At 36.5% G+C, this 16899-nt stretch carries 12 protein-coding genes; 8 read left to right on the top strand and 4 right to left on the bottom strand.

Annotation, left to right across the window (positions count from 1 at the left end; all coding sequences use genetic code 11):
- Positions 1 to 21: 21 nt before the first annotated feature.
- Complete coding sequence (locus LQ189_RS03810; protein WP_230154401.1) at positions 22 to 843, top strand: DUF4249 domain-containing protein; 822 nt, start codon at positions 22 to 24, stop codon at positions 841 to 843.
- A 33-nt stretch (positions 844 to 876) separates the two neighbouring features.
- On the top strand, positions 877 to 1539 hold the full coding sequence (locus LQ189_RS03805; RefSeq protein ID WP_230154400.1) for a thiamine diphosphokinase: 663 nt from the start codon (positions 877 to 879) through the stop codon (positions 1537 to 1539).
- On the opposite strand, the gene LQ189_RS03800 is transcribed toward LQ189_RS03805, so the two are convergent.
- Entirely contained in the window at positions 1536 to 2420 is an 885-nt protein-coding gene (locus tag LQ189_RS03800) for an alpha/beta fold hydrolase (RefSeq protein WP_230154399.1), read from the bottom strand. The two genes, LQ189_RS03805 and LQ189_RS03800, sit on opposite strands and share 4 nt — an antisense overlap.
- 141 nt (positions 2421 to 2561) lie before the next feature.
- On the opposite strand from LQ189_RS03800, the gene rlmF reads away from it, so the two are divergent.
- Together rlmF and uvrB are read left to right on the top strand one after the other, a co-directional pair.
- Positions 2562 to 3506: a 23S rRNA (adenine(1618)-N(6))-methyltransferase RlmF gene (gene rlmF / locus LQ189_RS03795; protein WP_230154398.1), complete on the top strand. Its 945-nt coding sequence runs from the start codon at positions 2562 to 2564 to the stop codon at positions 3504 to 3506.
- A gap of 60 nt (positions 3507 to 3566) precedes the next feature.
- The gene (gene uvrB / locus LQ189_RS03790) at positions 3567 to 5558 is read left to right on the top strand and encodes an excinuclease ABC subunit UvrB (RefSeq protein WP_230154397.1); all 1992 of its coding nucleotides are present in this window, start codon (positions 3567 to 3569) and stop codon (positions 5556 to 5558) included.
- Here the strand turns inward: uvrB and LQ189_RS03785 are convergent.
- Complete coding sequence (locus LQ189_RS03785; RefSeq protein WP_086453878.1) at positions 5555 to 5956, bottom strand: excinuclease ABC subunit B; 402 nt, start codon at positions 5954 to 5956, stop codon at positions 5555 to 5557. The genes uvrB and LQ189_RS03785 overlap by 4 nt on opposite strands.
- 132 nt (positions 5957 to 6088) lie before the next feature.
- Here LQ189_RS03785 and LQ189_RS03780 point away from each other — a divergent pair, with 132 nt between their 5' ends.
- Entirely contained in the window at positions 6089 to 6556 is a 468-nt protein-coding gene (locus LQ189_RS03780) for a DUF1456 family protein (RefSeq protein ID WP_086453877.1), read from the top strand.
- A 2-nt stretch (positions 6557 to 6558) separates the two neighbouring features.
- Positions 6559 to 7215 carry an NAD(P)H-binding protein gene (locus LQ189_RS03775; RefSeq protein WP_230154396.1) on the top strand — a complete coding sequence of 219 codons (657 nt, stop codon included), beginning with the start codon at positions 6559 to 6561 and terminating at the stop codon, positions 7213 to 7215.
- A 127-nt stretch (positions 7216 to 7342) separates the two neighbouring features.
- On the opposite strand, the gene LQ189_RS03770 is transcribed toward LQ189_RS03775, so the two are convergent.
- Together LQ189_RS03770 and sucC are read right to left on the bottom strand one after the other, a co-directional pair.
- Positions 7343 to 8911, bottom strand: coding sequence for a YdiU family protein (locus LQ189_RS03770; protein WP_230158618.1), 1569 nt, complete (start codon positions 8909 to 8911; stop codon positions 7343 to 7345).
- Positions 8912 to 9064: 153 nt separating this feature from the next.
- Positions 9065 to 10258 (bottom strand): ADP-forming succinate--CoA ligase subunit beta, encoded by a 1194-nt coding sequence (gene sucC, locus LQ189_RS03765; RefSeq protein ID WP_230154395.1) that lies wholly within the window; start codon positions 10256 to 10258, stop codon positions 9065 to 9067.
- Positions 10259 to 10666: 408 nt separating this feature from the next.
- Here sucC and gltB point away from each other — a divergent pair, with 408 nt between their 5' ends.
- Both gltB and LQ189_RS03755 read left to right on the top strand, forming a co-directional pair.
- Complete coding sequence (gene gltB / locus LQ189_RS03760) at positions 10667 to 15184, top strand: glutamate synthase large subunit (RefSeq protein WP_230154394.1); 4518 nt, start codon at positions 10667 to 10669, stop codon at positions 15182 to 15184.
- Positions 15185 to 15186: 2 nt separating this feature from the next.
- On the top strand, positions 15187 to 16641 hold the full coding sequence (locus LQ189_RS03755; protein WP_230154393.1) for a glutamate synthase subunit beta: 1455 nt from the start codon (positions 15187 to 15189) through the stop codon (positions 16639 to 16641).
- Positions 16642 to 16899: the final 258 nt, after the last annotated feature.

Below are 16899 nucleotides of genomic sequence, written 5' to 3'. Positions count from 1 at the left end.
ATATTTTTAAAATTTCAGATGATGAAAAAAATAATCCTTCTCTTAATCCTAATTAGCACTTGCATTACCACTGGTTGTGAAGATGTAATAAATGTTGACTTGAATAATGCTGCGCCAAAACTAGTGATTGAAGCGGCAATAAACTGGAAAAAAGGAACAAGTGGTACAGTACAAACCATTAAACTATCAACAACTACTGGTTTTTATGACACTAAAATTCCAAAAGTTTCAGGAGCTACTGTGACTATAAAAAATAGTGCCAACACAATTTTTGTTTTTACTGAAACAGGAACGCCTGGAGAATATGTTTGCACCAATTTCAATCCAGTTCTTAATGAGACATACACGCTAAATATCATTAACAAAGGCGCCACCTATACAGCCACAGAAACATTAAAACCTGTTGCTTCTATTACCAAAATTGTTCAAAATGACAAAGGTGGCTTTACCGGAAACAATAAAGAAATAAAAACTTTTTACCAAGATCCTTCAGGAATTGCCAATTATTACCTCTACAAATACAGCTATTCTAATCAAGTAAAAGCAGATTATTATGTGGATCAAGATGAGTTTTTCAACGGCAATGAATTTTTTAGTATTTCTCAAAACGACGAACTTAAGAAAGGAGATCTTATTGCGGTAACGCATATCGGAATTTCAAAAGCCTATTACAATTATATGAGTGTTCTAGTAAGTATTGCTGGTAACAATGGAGGTGGGCCATTTCAAGCACCGCCAGCAACTGTAAGAGGAAATATCATCAACTCGACCACACCAGAAAACTATCCGCTTGGGTATTTTTCATTAAGCGAGACGGAGGTAAGAAATTATACAGTTGAATAAGTATATTTGTACTCCAAACCAAAATTAGTAAACATGTCATCACATCATATCGTTCGGGACGATCAAGAACCTGCCTTAATAATTGCTAATGGCGCATCCTGTAATCCTGAACTTTTAGGTCAATTGCTGGAGTGGTCTCCTCTTGTAATTGTACTAGACTCTGCTATGGTGAGGGTTATGGAACTAGACATAAAAGTAGATGTACTTTTGGGTGATTTTGACCGTGGTTTTGATCCTGAAATCTATAAAACTTCTCAATATCCGCTCGAAATTGTTCATACACCTGACCAAAACAAAACAGACCTTGAGAAAGCTTTTGATTATTTAATTAATAGAAAAATACCTGCTGTAAATGTGGTTTGGGCAACAGGAAAAAGAGCCGATCACACGATTACAAACCTAACCAACATTCCAAAATACCGAAACCTACTGAAAATTGTGATTCTGGACGATCACTCTAAAGTATTTTTGTTGCCTAGAAAATTCGAAAAATGGTATACGGCACAAACTCCTATTTCCTTAATCCCAATAGGACAAGTAACAGGAATACACTCTGATAATTTATTTTATCCGCTTCAAAACGATACTTTAACTATAGGATATCGAACTGGTAGTAGTAATCACGTGACTCAAGACGGCTTAGTTACCATACTTCATGAAGAAGGTGATTTGCTACTCATGGAATGTATGGATTAATTCATAGTTTCTTCGTCTAAAATTACGTTTTTAACAATATCGTAATGACTCCATGGAATAAAATGATTGGCTTCGGGAATGGTTTTTACAGTCAATTTCTTAGCGTTTACAAACTTCTTTTTCATGTAATCCACATTGCTGTAAGGTACTAAAACATCCTTAGTGCCATGTACAATGGTCACTTCGCAATCAATTTTATAAAGTTGGTTTTCTAAGGTTACCAAGTCTTTTTTTAACCACCACAATTCATCGTTTGAGGGTCTCAACGCTCCTGGAATTAAATATCGCAACGGAATTGTCTTAATTACCGTGCGCCATTTTTCTGGTTTTTCAGCTTTTGGATCAAGAGATCCCGCTAAAATTACCAGCCTGTGATACCACTCGGGATGATCAACCGCAAGTTGTGCAACAAGCGGACCACCTAATGAATGACCCACCAACGTAACTGGTTTTTTAAAATGTTGAGATTTTATAAATGCGGATATGAATTGTGATTGTGTTGCTAAATTTTGAGCATCGCCAAAATCACTGTACCCAAATCCAGGACGATCAATAGCAATCATTCGGTATTTCTTTAGTAAGTCTGGATCTACTAAATACTCTTTGAAAGCATTCCAACTTCCTGGCGAACCATGAACAAAAAGCAATACCGGATTTAATACTGATCCAGTGGCTACATAATGCAACTTAAAACCACCGCTTTGAAAGGTCGTGTCTTGATACGTCGTTTGAGATTTTGAAAAAAATGAAGTCGCTTCTTTAGGAGTAAACCGCATAGTCATGCAAGCTTGACACAAAAACAAGTAGAGTACTATTCCTAAAATTACTAAATAACGCTTCTTAAAAACGAATCGAGCTGCTATAAAATTCATTTTTTTCATAAAAGTAGCCGTTTTTAAGCTTCAAAAAAAGTCTCAATTAAATTTTATGATTTCTTTTCCAGCTGTTTAATCACATTAACTTTACATTAGCAAACTACTTATGATTATCTTTGCACCCAAAATAAGAACGAACGATTTAAAATGAGTACTGAAAAAACAAATTTACACCCAAGGAATCTGGACAGGACAGGGTATGATTTTAAAGAATTAATTACTACATATCCATCCCTAAGTGAATTTGTTAAAACCAATGAGCACGGAACTGAAACCATCGATTTCAGTGATCCTGAAGCGGTAAAAGCTTTGAATAAAGCGCTTTTGATGCAGCACTTTGACATTCAAAATTGGGATATTCCTAACAATTATTTGTGCCCACCTATTCCTGGTAGAGCTGATTATATTCATTATTTAGCAGATTTATTAGCCTCTAGCAACAACGGAGTCATTCCTGAGGGCGAAACTGTTCAAGGGTTAGATATTGGTGTGGGTGCCAATTGCATCTATCCGCTTATAGGTTGTTCTGTTTACGGCTGGAGTTTTGTAGGAACTGATATTGATACAAAAGCAATTCAAAACTGCAGTACTATCATCGAAAACAACCCAAAACTCATTGATTTAATTAGCTTGCAACAACAAACGGAATCACGTTTTATATTTAAAAATATTATAACGCCTGAGGATAAATTCACCTTTACAATTTGCAATCCTCCTTTTCACGCATCACAAGATGAAGCTACTAAAAGTACCTTAAGAAAAATAAACAATTTACAATCTAATAGCGGTACAAGTAAAACTACAAAGCCTATATTGAACTTTGGAGGTCACAATGCTGAATTATTTTGCGAAGGCGGAGAACTAGGGTTTGTTACACAAATGATTTACGAAAGTGCAAAATATCCGATGCAGTGTCTTTGGTTCACGACTTTAGTGTCCAAAAAAGAAAATCTTTCTAGTTTATACAAAACACTAAACAAAGTAAGCGCTGTCGAAATCAAAACTATTGATATGGCTCAAGGCCAAAAAACAAGCCGCATCTTAGCTTGGACATTCTTGAGTTCAGCACAACAAAAAGCGTGGAAGTTTTAAGTTTTTAAAAACATATTTTCTTGAATTGAGTCGTATCTTTGTATGAAGTAATTCCAAGACATGAATTTTCAAGTAGTATCCGATTACCAGCCCAAAGGTGACCAACCCCAAGCCATTGCAAAATTAGCGCAGGGTATTGTGGATGGAGATCAATTCCAAACGCTTTTAGGAGTTACCGGCTCTGGTAAAACGTTTACTGTGGCCAATGTCATTCAAGAAGTGCAACGCCCTACCCTGGTTTTAGCACACAACAAAACATTAGCGGCTCAGTTGTACTCGGAATTCAAACAATTTTTCCCGAATAACGCCGTAGAATATTTTGTTTCCTACTACGATTATTACCAGCCTGAAGCTTTCATGCCTGTTACCGGCGTTTTCATTGAGAAGGATTTATCCATCAATGAAGAGCTGGAAAAAATGCGAATGTCAACCACTGCTTCGTTGCTTTCTGGACGTAGAGATATTTTGGTTGTCGCATCTGTTTCGTGTTTGTATGGTATTGGTAACCCTATTGAATTTCAAAAAAACCTAATCCCAATAGAGAAAGGACAAGTTATTTCTCGGACCAAATTATTACATCAATTGGTGCAAAGTTTGTATTCTAGAACCGAAGCTGATTTTAATCCCGGAAGTTTCAGGATAAAAGGTGATACCGTTGATGTATACCCTAGTTATGCCGATGAAGCCTATAGAATTCATTTCTTTGGGGATGAAATTGAAGAAATAGAAAGCTTTGACACTAAAAATTCTCAAGTTCTTGAAAAATTTGACAGACTAACCATTTATCCTGCTAATATGTTTGTGACTTCGCCAGATGTATTGCAAAATGCCATTTGGGAAATCCAACAAGACTTGGTAAAACAAGTTGATTATTTTAAAGAAATAGGTAAACATCTTGAAGCTAAAAGACTGGAAGAACGAACCAATTTCGACTTAGAAATGATTCGGGAACTGGGATATTGTTCCGGTATCGAAAATTACTCTCGTTACTTAGATGGGCGTTTGCCGGGTACTAGACCTTTTTGCTTGCTAGACTATTTCCCAAAAGATTACTTGATGGTCGTAGATGAAAGTCACGTAACACTCTCCCAAGTGAGTGCAATGTATGGCGGTGATCGCAGCCGTAAAGAGAACTTGGTTGAATACGGATTTAGACTTCCTGCCGCAATGGACAACCGTCCTTTGAAATTTGAGGAATTCGAAGCCATGCAAAATCAAGTTATTTACGTTTCGGCAACACCTGCTGATTATGAGTTACAAAAAACAGATGGTGTTGTGGTAGAGCAAGTGATTCGCCCCACAGGACTATTGGATCCTATTATTGAAATAAGACCTAGCTTGAACCAAATTGATGATTTAATCGAAGAAATTCAAGTTCGATCCGAAATTGACGAGCGTGTTTTAGTCACTACTTTGACCAAAAGAATGGCCGAAGAACTGGCTAAATATTTAACCAAAGTTCATATCCGTTGTCGTTATATCCATTCTGAAGTGGATACTTTGGAACGAATTGAAATCATGCAAGACCTCAGGAAAGGAATTTTCGATGTTCTAATAGGTGTCAACTTACTTCGTGAAGGATTAGATTTACCTGAAGTTTCTCTTGTAGCAATCTTAGATGCTGACAAAGAAGGCTTTTTAAGAAGCCATCGATCGCTTACGCAAACAATTGGTCGTGCAGCAAGAAACCTAAATGGAAAAGCAATCATGTATGCCGATAAAATTACGGCCAGCATGCAAAAAACCATCGACGAAACTTCATACCGAAGAACCAAACAAATCAATTACAATACGGAACACAATGTAGTTCCTATGGCGTTGAACAAAAAAATAGAAAGCGCCTTTACCAAAAATCCTCTTGTAGATTATGAATTAGGTGCTACTTTAAACACTGCAGCAGAGCCAGAAAATCTTTATCTGTCTAAACCTGAACTGGAAAAACTCATTCGAGAGAAAAGAAAATCAATGGAAAAAGCGGCAAAAGAATTAGATTTTATGCAAGCCGCAAAACTTAGAGATGAGATCAAAGCGTTGCAAGGTCAATTGTCCTAGTTATGTTGCTCCTGAAAAACATTCAATAAAACCGCCCCGTCAATTATAGCGTTGGGTGATTCACTCATTAATTTTAATATACGTTTGGTAGCATTAGGATTCAATCCCATGTCAATAGCTATTTGCTGGATAGACGCTAATTCTTTTTCATGTATCACACCATCACAATACATTAACAAAGCCAATCTATAAAATTGTTGAATTCTCAGAAACTCTGTTTTTATAGTCAATTGAGGAACTTCTTGATGAAATAAATCTTTGAAAACATCTTTTTCTATTCCTAAAGCTTGTGCTACTATTGACAGAAATTCATATTCGCGTTTATGTAATTTTCCATCAACGGTTGAAAAAGCTATCATTTCAAGCAACAAACTGCGTCTTTCCTCAAATTCGTTCATAATCTATATTTTGTGCTAAAATATTATTTTATTTTAAATTATCAAGTAGAAATGCGATCGCAAACCAATTCTAAATTGAAAATTGTATTCTAAATGCTTTTAAAACGTACCTTTGTATAAAATTAGAATATGATGACAAATAACGATATCTTTAAAAAACTTCGCGTGGCACTTATGCTTCGTGACGACCAAATAGTTGAAATATTAGAATTAGTAGATTTTAGAATTACAAAATCGGAGTTGGGTGCTTTTTTTCGTGATGAAAAACATGAAAATTACATGGAATGTGGTGACCAAGTATTGCGTAATTTCTTGAACGGACTAGTGATTCACTTGCGTGGAACTAAGGAAAATCCAAAAAATCCAAATGATGTTTTGGCCAAACACAAAGCACAAATTCCAGTAAAAGAAGGCGCCGGGGAAAGAACAGAATTCAAAGCAAAAGCAAAAGATTCTGAAAGAGCAAGAGGTGACGAAGCTCCATCAAAAACAAAACCTGCCGCTAAAAAGCCTTTCAAGAAAACATTTGCTAAAGGAACACCAAAAGTGCAAGTGGTGGAGAAAGTGAAATATAATTTCGGGAAAAATAAAAAATCATAATTGTGAAAACAGCCTTGATTATTGGCAGCACAGGTCTTATTGGATCTGAATTACTCCAAATACTTTTAGACAATCCTGAATATACAAGCGTTGTAACCTTTGTAAAAAGAGATACGGGAATACAAAACCCCAAATTAACCCAACACGTCATTGACTTTGACAAGCCCGAAAGCTATAAAGAATGGGTTGTGGGCGATGATTTCTTTTGCACTATTGGCACTACCATAAAAAAAGCTGGTAGCCAAAAAGCATTTAAAAAAGTAGACTTTGAATATCCTAAACAATTCGCCCTTTTTGCGCAAGAGAATAAAGTGAAAAATTATTTGTTGATCTCTTCACTGGATGCCAATGCCACGTCTTCAAATTTTTATTTAAAGACAAAAGGCGAAATTCAAGATTTTCTTAAAACTTGTAATTTTGAAAGCGTTTCCATTCTGCAACCTTCCCTACTATTGGGTGATCGAAATGAATTTAGATTTGCAGAAAAAGCTGGTGCTTTTGTGATGAAATTAGTATCATTTGTATTCGTTGGAAAACTAAAAAAATACAAAGCCATACACAGAAATACAGTTGCGAAAGCACTTTATCGCATAGCGCAAAAGAATACGAAAGGTTTTCATATTTACGAATCGGATGTGATTCAAGAAATAGGAAATTAATACCTAACTAAATCCTGAATGAGAGTTCGGGATTTAGTTAGGTATTTTTAATTTTCCTGAAAAATAAAAACAAAATCTTAATTAAAAGAGAAGATATTATTGCTATTAAATAATTCTAAATTCACTTTTAAGAACTACAGCTTAACATACTACAGCCTACTTTATCTCTAGCCCAATCCGGTCTTTTGGCAAACCATTTTTGAAAATTAGGTTGCTCATCATAAGGTTTTTGGAGCATCTCAAATAATTCATTTAGCAAACCGTAATCTCCTTTATCCGCATCATCAATGCACAATTGCGCCATGTAATTTCGCAATACATACTTGGGATTTACTTTATCCATTTGATCTTTTCTTTCCAAATCAGAAATAACCTCTTCATTAATTCGAATACTGTACTTTTCAAACCAATCGTACCATTCACTCAAGATGGTTTCATCTAAATCCTTTTCATTGTAAAAAGCAGCTTTAACAGTATTAAAAGCGGCTATCGAAGTAGCTACTTTGGTAACATCGCTTAGATTCCTAAAGAAAATAGTCATATCGGTTTCTACTAGTTGAAGTAATTCAACCAAACTATGAATCAAGACAACATCCTCTTCTTTTTTGATTTGGAGACCAATCTTATTTTGCATCATTTTCAAATACTCCTTTTCGTAATTGGTACTGAATGCCTCAAGAATAGCTTCCAGCGGCTTGGCATCTTGAATTAAAGGATATAATGCATTTGCTAATTGGTATAAATTCCACAATGCCATTTCAGGTTGATTGCCATAACGGTACCTTTTATGCTGCCTGTCAGTGGTATTAGGAGTCCACCCTGGATTAAAATCTTCTAACCAACCGTAAGGACCATAATCAATTGTAATCCCGTGAATAGACATATTATCCGTATTCATTACACCATGCACAAAACCAACGCGCTGCCAGTTGACAATCATATTGAGCGTGGTTTGAGTAACTTCTTGAAAAAAGGCTAAGTATTTTTCGATTCCTTCTTTTTGAATTTGTGGAAAATGATGTTTAATAGTAAAATCTGTCAGTAATTTTAAATTTTCGTGATCTTCACGCGCGGCAAAAATTTCGAAACTTCCAAAACGAATAAAAGATGGAGCCACTCTTGCTACAATTGCGCCTTTCTCATAAGCAGGATTTCCATTGTACAAAACATCGCGTAGAACGGGATCTCCAGATAACATTAACGAAAGCGAACGAGTTGTGGGAACTCCTAAATAATGCATGGCCTCGGCACATAAGTATTCTCTAATGGAAGAGCGCAAAACCGCAAATCCATCTGCATTTCTAGAATATGGTGTAGGCCCAGCACCTTTCAGTTGCAACGTATACGATTCATTGTTATGTAGAACTTCAGTTAAATTTATGGCACGCCCATCACCCAGTTGTCCAGCCCAATTCCCAAACTGGTGACCTGCATAACACAAGGCATAAGGCTTAGTTTCAGGATAAATGGTAGTACCTGAAAACGTATTTAAAAATGCAGTTGATGCAATATCTTCTTCACTAAGTCCGATAGTATTAGCTACTTCAGCAGAAGCATGAATTAATTCAGGATTACTCGGTTTTAATGGTGTTACATAGGAGAAGCACGCTTGTTCAACTTGCCTTGGAGTATTTTCAAGGTCAAGATCAGCCGGTAATTCAGATGTGAAGTTATTTTTTATATGAAGTTTCATGATATCAAATTTAAAAAAACAAAGGTAATTGATCCGTGCTATACTGTTTTGTACTTTCCAATAATATTATGAATTGTTTACTTTCCACTAATTATTTGGCATAAAAAAACCTGTTTACTAAAGCAAACAGGTTTCTAATATATAACAATTTTCTAATTAAGAAAGTGCCGCTTGTACTTGATCAGCTGCTTCTTGAAATTCAACAGCAGATAAAATTGGCATTCCTGAATTATCAATTAATTCTTTTGCAATAGCTGCATTGGTACCTTGTAAACGAACAATGATTGGCACTTTAATAGCATCACCCATATTTTTGTAAGCGTCAACAACTCCTTGTGCCACACGGTCACAACGAACAATTCCACCAAAAATATTAATCAAAATAGCTTTTACGTTTTGATCTTTTAAGATAATACGGAAAGCAGTTTCAACACGTTTTGCATCAGCAGTTCCACCTACGTCAAGGAAGTTTGCAGGCTCAAAACCAGCATACTTAATTAAATCCATAGTTGCCATTGCAAGACCTGCTCCGTTTACCATACATCCTACAGTTCCGTCAAGATCTACATAGTTCAAGCCAACTTCTTTTGCTTCAACTTCGATTGGGTTTTCCTCACGAACGTCACGCATGTCAGCATATGCTTTTTGTCTGTATAATGCATTGTCATCAATGTTAACTTTTGCATCAACAGCCATAATTTTATCATCAGATGTTTTTAAAACTGGGTTGATTTCAAACATTGAAGCATCAGATCCGATGTATGCATTGTATAAAGAATCGATGAATTTCACCATTTCTTTGAACGCATTTCCTGAAAGTCCTAAGTTAAAAGCAATTCTTCTTGCTTGAAAACCTTGTAAACCTACAGAAGGATCAATTTCTTCAGTAAAGATTAAATGTGGTGTGTGCTCAGCAACTTCTTCAATATCCATTCCACCTTCGGTAGAATACATGATCATGTTACGACCAGTAGCTCTATTTAATAATACAGATACATAAAACTCTGATGTTTCACTTTCTCCAGGATAGTACACATCTTCAGCAACTAATATAGTACTTACTTTTTTTCCTTCAGCTGTTGTTTGAGGTGTAATTAATTGCATCCCTATGATTTGACCTGCAATTTCTTCTACTTGTTGTAAATTTTTGGCAAGTTTTACTCCTCCACCTTTTCCACGTCCACCTGCATGAACTTGTGCTTTAATAACATGCCATCCTGTACCCGTTTCGGCAGTTAATTGTTTCGCAGCTTCAACAGCTTCAGCTGGACTATTTGCTACAATTCCGCGTTGAATGCGTACTCCGTAACTTGCTAGAATTTCTTTTCCTTGATATTCGTGTATGTTCATAATATAGAATTTGACTGGCTTCTGAATTTCTTCCAGAAATAAAGTGCCACAAAAATAGCAAAATTTAATGTAACTGTTATTTTTTTTAAATAAATTATTATCCAATTTTTCAACAGATATCTACGTCCATTTCACATTGGTACGATTCTAAAAAATATCAATTTTTCAAACAATTTTGTTAGAATTTCATTTCAATGTTAAAAACAAACCTATTTAGGCTGTTTCAGACCCAATTTTAAAAATAAATCCTTTTACTTTTTATTAAAAAAAACAAAACAGCTCGTTCAAAATATCAATATTGATTTTTATTCAATACTTTTCTATTACAACTGTAAAAAACACTCTGTTTTAACTCATATACCTTTTATATTATAACGATTGTTTAATTTTACATAAAAAAATTCAAAAATGATAGTTAAAGAACAAGGACTTTATTTACCCGAATTTGAACACGACAATTGTGGAGCGGGATTCATTTGCAATCTAAACGGAATTAAGTCAAATGATATTATACACAAAGCATTAGATATTCTTATAAAACTAGAGCATCGAGGCGCTGTAAGTTCTGATGGTAGAACTGGAGATGGAGCTGGTATCTTATTTGATATCCCGCATGATTTTTTTAAAAAAGTATGTGATTTTGAACTTCCAAATGCTAAAGAATATGCTGTTGGAATGGTTTTTATGCCAAAGAGCAACAATCAAGTTGTTTTTTGTAAAACTGCGTTTGAAAATGCTATTCATGATCAAAATCTAGAAATTTTAGGATGGAGAGACGTTCCCGTTGACGCATCAAATTTAGGCCAAATAGCTGGAGAAAAAGAACCTACTGTAAAGCAAGTCTTTGTAGGTAAAAAAGGTTTGGATTTGACAGAGCACCAATTTAATGCTAAAATGTTTGCCGTCAGAAAAATAGCAGAGCACACAATTCGGAACTCAAGAATTTCCGAAAGTCACATGTTTTATTTCTCAAGTTTTTCTACCACTACAATAATATATAAAGGTTTGCTAATGCCAGAAGATATTAGCAGATATTACACCGATTTACTCGATGATGATTTAGTAACCCGATTGGCATTGGTTCACCAACGATTTTCGACCAATACTTTTCCATCTTGGGAACTCGCTCAACCCTTTCGTTACATGTGTCACAATGGAGAAATCAATACGTTACGTGGTAACATAAGCCGCATGCGTGCCCGTGAGGAGTTAATGAAAAGTGATGTTTTTGGCGAAGACATCAAAAAGCTTTTCCCAATTATTCTGGAAGGAAAATCAGATTCTGCCTCGATGGACATGGTTATTGAATTGTTACTGATGACAGGACGTTCCTTGCCAGAAGCCATGATGATGGTGGTTCCTGAAGCTTGGGAAAAACACCAAACGATGTCAGAAGATAAGAAAGCCTTTTACGAATACAACGCTTGTATTATGGAACCTTGGGATGGTCCAGCCTCTATTCCTTTTACAGATGGTAACGTTATTGGGGCGCTATTGGATAGAAATGGATTGCGTCCCTCTCGATACACTTTAACCAAAAGTGGTTTCGTAATCATGTCTTCTGAAATTGGGGTTTTAGATATTAAACCAGAAGATGTGATTCAACACGGTCGATTAGAACCTGGGAAAATGTTTTTGGTTGACATGAACGAAGGCCGAATTATAGAAGATGACGAAATCAAAAATGCAATTGTCACCAAGCGCCCTTATAAACAATGGCTTGACGAAAATTTACTTTCGCTAGCTCAAATTCCGTACACTGATAATCTCATTCCAATTGAAAATATTGATTTTGAAACCAGACAGCGCTTATTTGGATATACGATTGAAGATTTAAAAACCATCATCAACCCAATGGGTACTGAAGGAGCCGAAGCACTAAGTTCAATGGGGAATGACACTCCGCTTGCTGTATTGTCTGATCAGCCTCAATTGTTGTATAATTATTTCAAACAACTTTTTGCACAAGTAACTAACCCTCCACTCGATGGTATTCGCGAGGAAATCATTACGGATATTAGCTTGGCAATTGGTGGCGATTATAATATTTTTGACATTGTTCCCAAACATTGTAAAAAACTAAAAATCCAAAATCCTGTTATCTCCAACGAAGATTTAGACAAAATAAGAAACATCGATCATGCCGATTTCAAGTCGGTCACTATTTCGATGTTGTACGAAATCAAAAAAGGAGTAAACGGCTTAGAACGCGCACTTGAAAAAGCAGTCCAAGCCACCTACAAAGCAGTTACAGAAGGCTGTAATATTGTGATTTTGTCAGACAGAGGTGTTAGCGAAAAAATGGCACCTATTCCAATGTTATTGGCCTGTTCGTACATTCATCATTCTTCGAATATTTTAAAAGTCCGTTCGAAATTTGGTATTCTTATCGAATCGGCGGAACCACGCGAGCCGCATCATTTTGCGCTATTATTTGGTTATGGAGCAAGTGCCATAAATCCATATATGGTCAACGAAATCATCCACAATCAAGTAAATGCAGGATTTATCACTGGCGTAAAAGCGGATTATGCCATCAAAAATTACAACAAAGCCATTGCAAAAGGAATTCTGAAAATCATGAATAAAATCGGAATTTCTACTTTGCATTCGTACCGAGCGGCACAAATTTTCGAAATCTTAGGATTAAATAAAACCTTCACTTCCAAATATTTCCCATACACGCCATCTCGTATTGAAGGAATTGGATTGATGGAAATTGAAAAAGAAGTCAAAAAAAGATACCAAAAAGCCTTTCCAAATTCCAAAGTCAGTAATTTACTTCCACTCGAAATTGGTGGTGTTTACAGATGGAGAAGATCAGGAGAAAAGCACATGTTTAATCCAACAACAATCTCTAAATTACAACAAGCAGTTCGCTTAAACAGTCCTGAAAGTTATAAAGAATACTCTAAAATGGTCAATGACCAAAGTGAAAATTTGATGACCATAAGAGGTTTATTTGAATTCAATAACTTAGATCCTATTCCTTTAGATGAAATAGAACCTTGGACTGAAATTGTAAAAAAATTCAAAACAGGCGCCATGTCTTATGGATCCATCAGTCAAGAAGCACATGAAAACCTGGCGATTGCCATGAATAGAATTGGTGGAAAAAGCAATTCGGGAGAAGGCGGAGAAGATCCAAAACGTTTTCAAAAAGACTTAAATGGAGACTCAAGAAATAGTGCCATCAAGCAAGTTGCTTCTGGACGTTTTGGGGTTTCGATCAACTATTTGACCAACGCTCGTGAGATACAAATCAAAATGGCACAAGGAGCAAAACCTGGTGAAGGTGGTCAATTACCTGGTGAAAAAGTAGTGCCTTGGATTGCCGAAACTCGAAACTCAACACCGTATGTTGGATTGATTTCGCCACCACCTCACCATGATATTTATTCGATTGAGGATTTATCGCAGTTGATTTTTGACTTAAAAAATGCCAATCGAGAAGCTAGAATTAATGTCAAATTAGTTTCTGAAGTTGGTGTAGGTACAATAGCAGCTGGAGTCGCAAAGGCAAAAGCAGACGTGATTTTAATTTCAGGATACGACGGAGGAACTGGAGCTGCTCCATTGACCTCATTGACTCATACCGGAATTCCTTGGGAACTTGGACTTGCGGAAGCACAACAGACATTGATTTTGAACGATTTGAGAAGCCGTATCGTTTTAGAATGTGATGGCCAATTAAAAACGGGTCGCGATGTGGCTATTGCAGCCTTACTTGGAGCAGAGGAATTTGGTTTTGCAACAGCGCCATTAGTAGCTTCAGGTTGTATCATGATGCGAGCGTGTCACTTGAATACGTGTCCGGTTGGAATTGCAACACAAGATCCTGAATTGAGAAAAAATTTCAAAGGAACGCCAGAGCACATTATCAACTTCATGTATTTTATTGCCGAAGAATTGCGAGAAATCATGGCTCAATTAGGCTTTAGAACCTTGAAAGAAATGGTTGGACAATCACAAAAACTGAATGTAAACAAAGCCATCAAGCATTACAAAGCAAGTGGATTAGATTTGTCTTCCATTTTATACAAGCCTGAAAAAGCAAAAGAAGTTCCCAATCACAATACAACTACTCAAGATCATGCTTTGGAGCACGTTTTGGATTTTGATATTATTAAAGCGGCGATTCCATCAATTTACAGAAAAGAAAAAACAAGAGTCACTTTCGATATCAAAAACACCGATCGTTCTGTAGGAGCCATATTGAGTAACGAAATCTCAAAAATTTATGGCGCACAAGGATTACCTGAAGATACTATTTTAGTTGATTTTACAGGATCCGCTGGACAAAGTTTTGGAGCTTTTGCAACAAATGGTTTATCTTTTAAAATTCACGGCAACTGTAATGATTATCTTGGCAAAGGGCTTTCTGGCGGAAAACTAATTATTAAAGTTCCTCCTACTGCAACTTTTAAACCCGAAGAAAACATCATTATTGGTAACGTGGCGCTATACGGTGCTATTACTGGCGAAGCCTACATCAATGGTATGGCGGGAGAACGTTTTTGTGTTCGAAATTCCGGAGCGACAGCCGTTGTAGAAGGAATTGGAGATCATGGCTGCGAATATATGACTGGAGGAACTGTAGTAGTTTTAGGAAAAACTGGAAGGAATTTTGCAGCCGGTATGAGCGGTGGAATTGCGTATGTTTTCGATCCCAACAAAAAATTTGATGCACGAGTTTGTAACATGGAAATGGTTGGCTTGGAATCTTTAGAAGAGGACGACTTCACTAAACTACGTCGTTTGATTAAAAATCATTCGCTGTATACGAGTAGTCCTTTAGCAAAAAGGATTCTGGAAGATTGGGAAAATCAACAGCAACATTTTGTAAAAGTAATGCCTACAGATTACAAAAAAGCGTTGCAGCGCTTAGCCGAAGAAAAAGAAATTAAAGAACTTATAGCATCATAGTCATGGGAAAAATAGGAGGATTTAAAGAATATTCTAGAACCGACGAAAGTAATGTTGCAGTTCCAGAAAGAGTAACAAATTATAATGAATTTACAATTCCGTTAACCAAAGATAAAATCAAGGAACAAGGTTCCAGATGCATGGATTGCGGCATTCCCTTTTGTCACAGCTCGTGTCCGTTAGGAAATTTAATTCCTGATTTTAACGATATGGTGCATCAGGAGGAATGGGAAAGTGCACTGAAAATATTACAATCTACTAATAATTTTCCTGAGTTTACAGGAAGACTTTGTCCAGCTCCTTGCGAAAAATCATGTGTTCTAGGAATCATTAGCGAGCCAGTTGCTATCGAAAATATTGAAAAAAATATTATTGAAAGAGGCTTTGCCGAAGGTTGGATCAAACCACAACCTCCAGGGGTTAGAACCGGTAAAACAGTCGCCGTAATTGGCTCTGGGCCAGCTGGTCTGGCAGCAGCACAACAATTGAACCGCGCCGGACATACCGTTACCGTCTTTGAAAGAGACAACGCCATTGGTGGATTATTGCGTTATGGAATTCCAAATTTTAAACTAGAAAAGGGAATTATTGATAGACGTATAAAAGTTTTAGAAGCGGAGGGAATTACTTTTAAAACCAATGTCAATGTGGGGGTAAATTATGAAATTTCAGAACTCAATAATTTCGATTCTGTTGTATTATGCGGTGGTGCTACAGAGCGTCGCAGTTTACCAACAAAAGGAATTGAAAGCAAAGGTGTGGTGCAGGCAATGGACTTTTTAACACAGCAAACCAAAGCATTATACGGTGAGTCAATTCCTGATCAAATCAAAGCAACGGATAAAAATGTTATCGTTATTGGTGGTGGAGATACAGGCTCGGACTGCGTAGGAACCTCAAACCGTCATGGTGCCAAATCAGTTACAAATTTTGAAATTTTACCAAAACCTCCGGTAAGCCGAAGCGAGTCCACTCCATGGCCTTTTTGGCCTTTGCAATTAAAAACTTCAAGCTCTCATGAAGAAGGTTGCGATAGAAACTGGCTCATCAATACGAAGGAATTTATAGCCAATGAAGCCGGAGAGTTGGTTGGCTTAAAAACCGTTGAAGTAGCTTGGAAAATTATCCCTGGTCAGCGACCTGAATTAATTGAAAAAGAAGGTTCCGAAAAAATCTGGCCTTGTGACTTAGCTTTGTTAGCACTCGGTTTTACTGGCCCTGAGAAAACATTAAGTGAGCAGTTAGGCATCAAAATTGACACTCGTAACAACTATCAAGCTACTAATTACCAGACCAATATTCCGCATATTTTCACTGCAGGCGACATGCGTCGAGGCCAATCCTTAATTGTTTGGGCAATTTCTGAAGGTCGTGAAGCCGCCAGAGAAGTAGATAAATACTTGATGGGTTATACCAACTTACCTACCAAAGGAAATGGCGATTTACCTAGCCTATAAATAGTTTTTAAACAATCAAAAAATGACTGCCAATTTAATTAATGGCAGTCATTTGATTTTTTAGGAGGTGCCCCTACCTCCACTATCGTTTCGGTAGCGTCGGGCTGTTCGCTTCAAGTCCTCGCCGCTTTCGTAAAAACTACAGCGTCTGTGGGCTATCCGCTACCATCCCTCACCCAAATAAAAAATTCGCATCTAAAACACTTCTTTGTTTAAAATATAACTTTTTGTTACAATTTGTTAGAATTCATATCTTCC

The organism is Flavobacterium sp. CECT 9288, assembly GCF_918731615.1.
Taxonomy (GTDB): Bacteria; Bacteroidota; Bacteroidia; order Flavobacteriales; family Flavobacteriaceae; genus Flavobacterium.
The sequence above is the reverse complement of the archived record's forward strand: the minus strand, read 5'-3'. Positions and strand labels throughout refer to the sequence as shown.

Excerpts from the sequence above, each read along its gene's own strand:
- LQ189_RS03810 (WP_230154401.1), top strand. The coding sequence starts at position 22 with ATGAAAAAAATAATCCTTCTCTTAATCCTAATTAGCACTTGCATTACC.
- LQ189_RS03805 (WP_230154400.1), top strand. The coding sequence starts at position 877 with ATGTCATCACATCATATCGTTCGGGACGATCAAGAACCTGCCTTAATA.
- LQ189_RS03800 (WP_230154399.1), bottom strand. The coding sequence starts at position 2,420 with ATGAAAAAAATGAATTTTATAGCAGCTCGATTCGTTTTTAAGAAGCGT.
- rlmF (WP_230154398.1), top strand. The coding sequence starts at position 2,562 with ATGAGTACTGAAAAAACAAATTTACACCCAAGGAATCTGGACAGGACA.
- uvrB (WP_230154397.1), top strand. The coding sequence starts at position 3,567 with ATGAATTTTCAAGTAGTATCCGATTACCAGCCCAAAGGTGACCAACCC.
- LQ189_RS03785 (WP_086453878.1), bottom strand. The coding sequence starts at position 5,956 with ATGAACGAATTTGAGGAAAGACGCAGTTTGTTGCTTGAAATGATAGCT.
- LQ189_RS03780 (WP_086453877.1), top strand. The coding sequence starts at position 6,089 with ATGACAAATAACGATATCTTTAAAAAACTTCGCGTGGCACTTATGCTT.
- sucC (WP_230154395.1), bottom strand. The coding sequence starts at position 10,258 with ATGAACATACACGAATATCAAGGAAAAGAAATTCTAGCAAGTTACGGA.
- gltB (WP_230154394.1), top strand. The coding sequence starts at position 10,667 with ATGATAGTTAAAGAACAAGGACTTTATTTACCCGAATTTGAACACGAC.
- LQ189_RS03755 (WP_230154393.1), top strand. The coding sequence starts at position 15,187 with ATGGGAAAAATAGGAGGATTTAAAGAATATTCTAGAACCGACGAAAGT.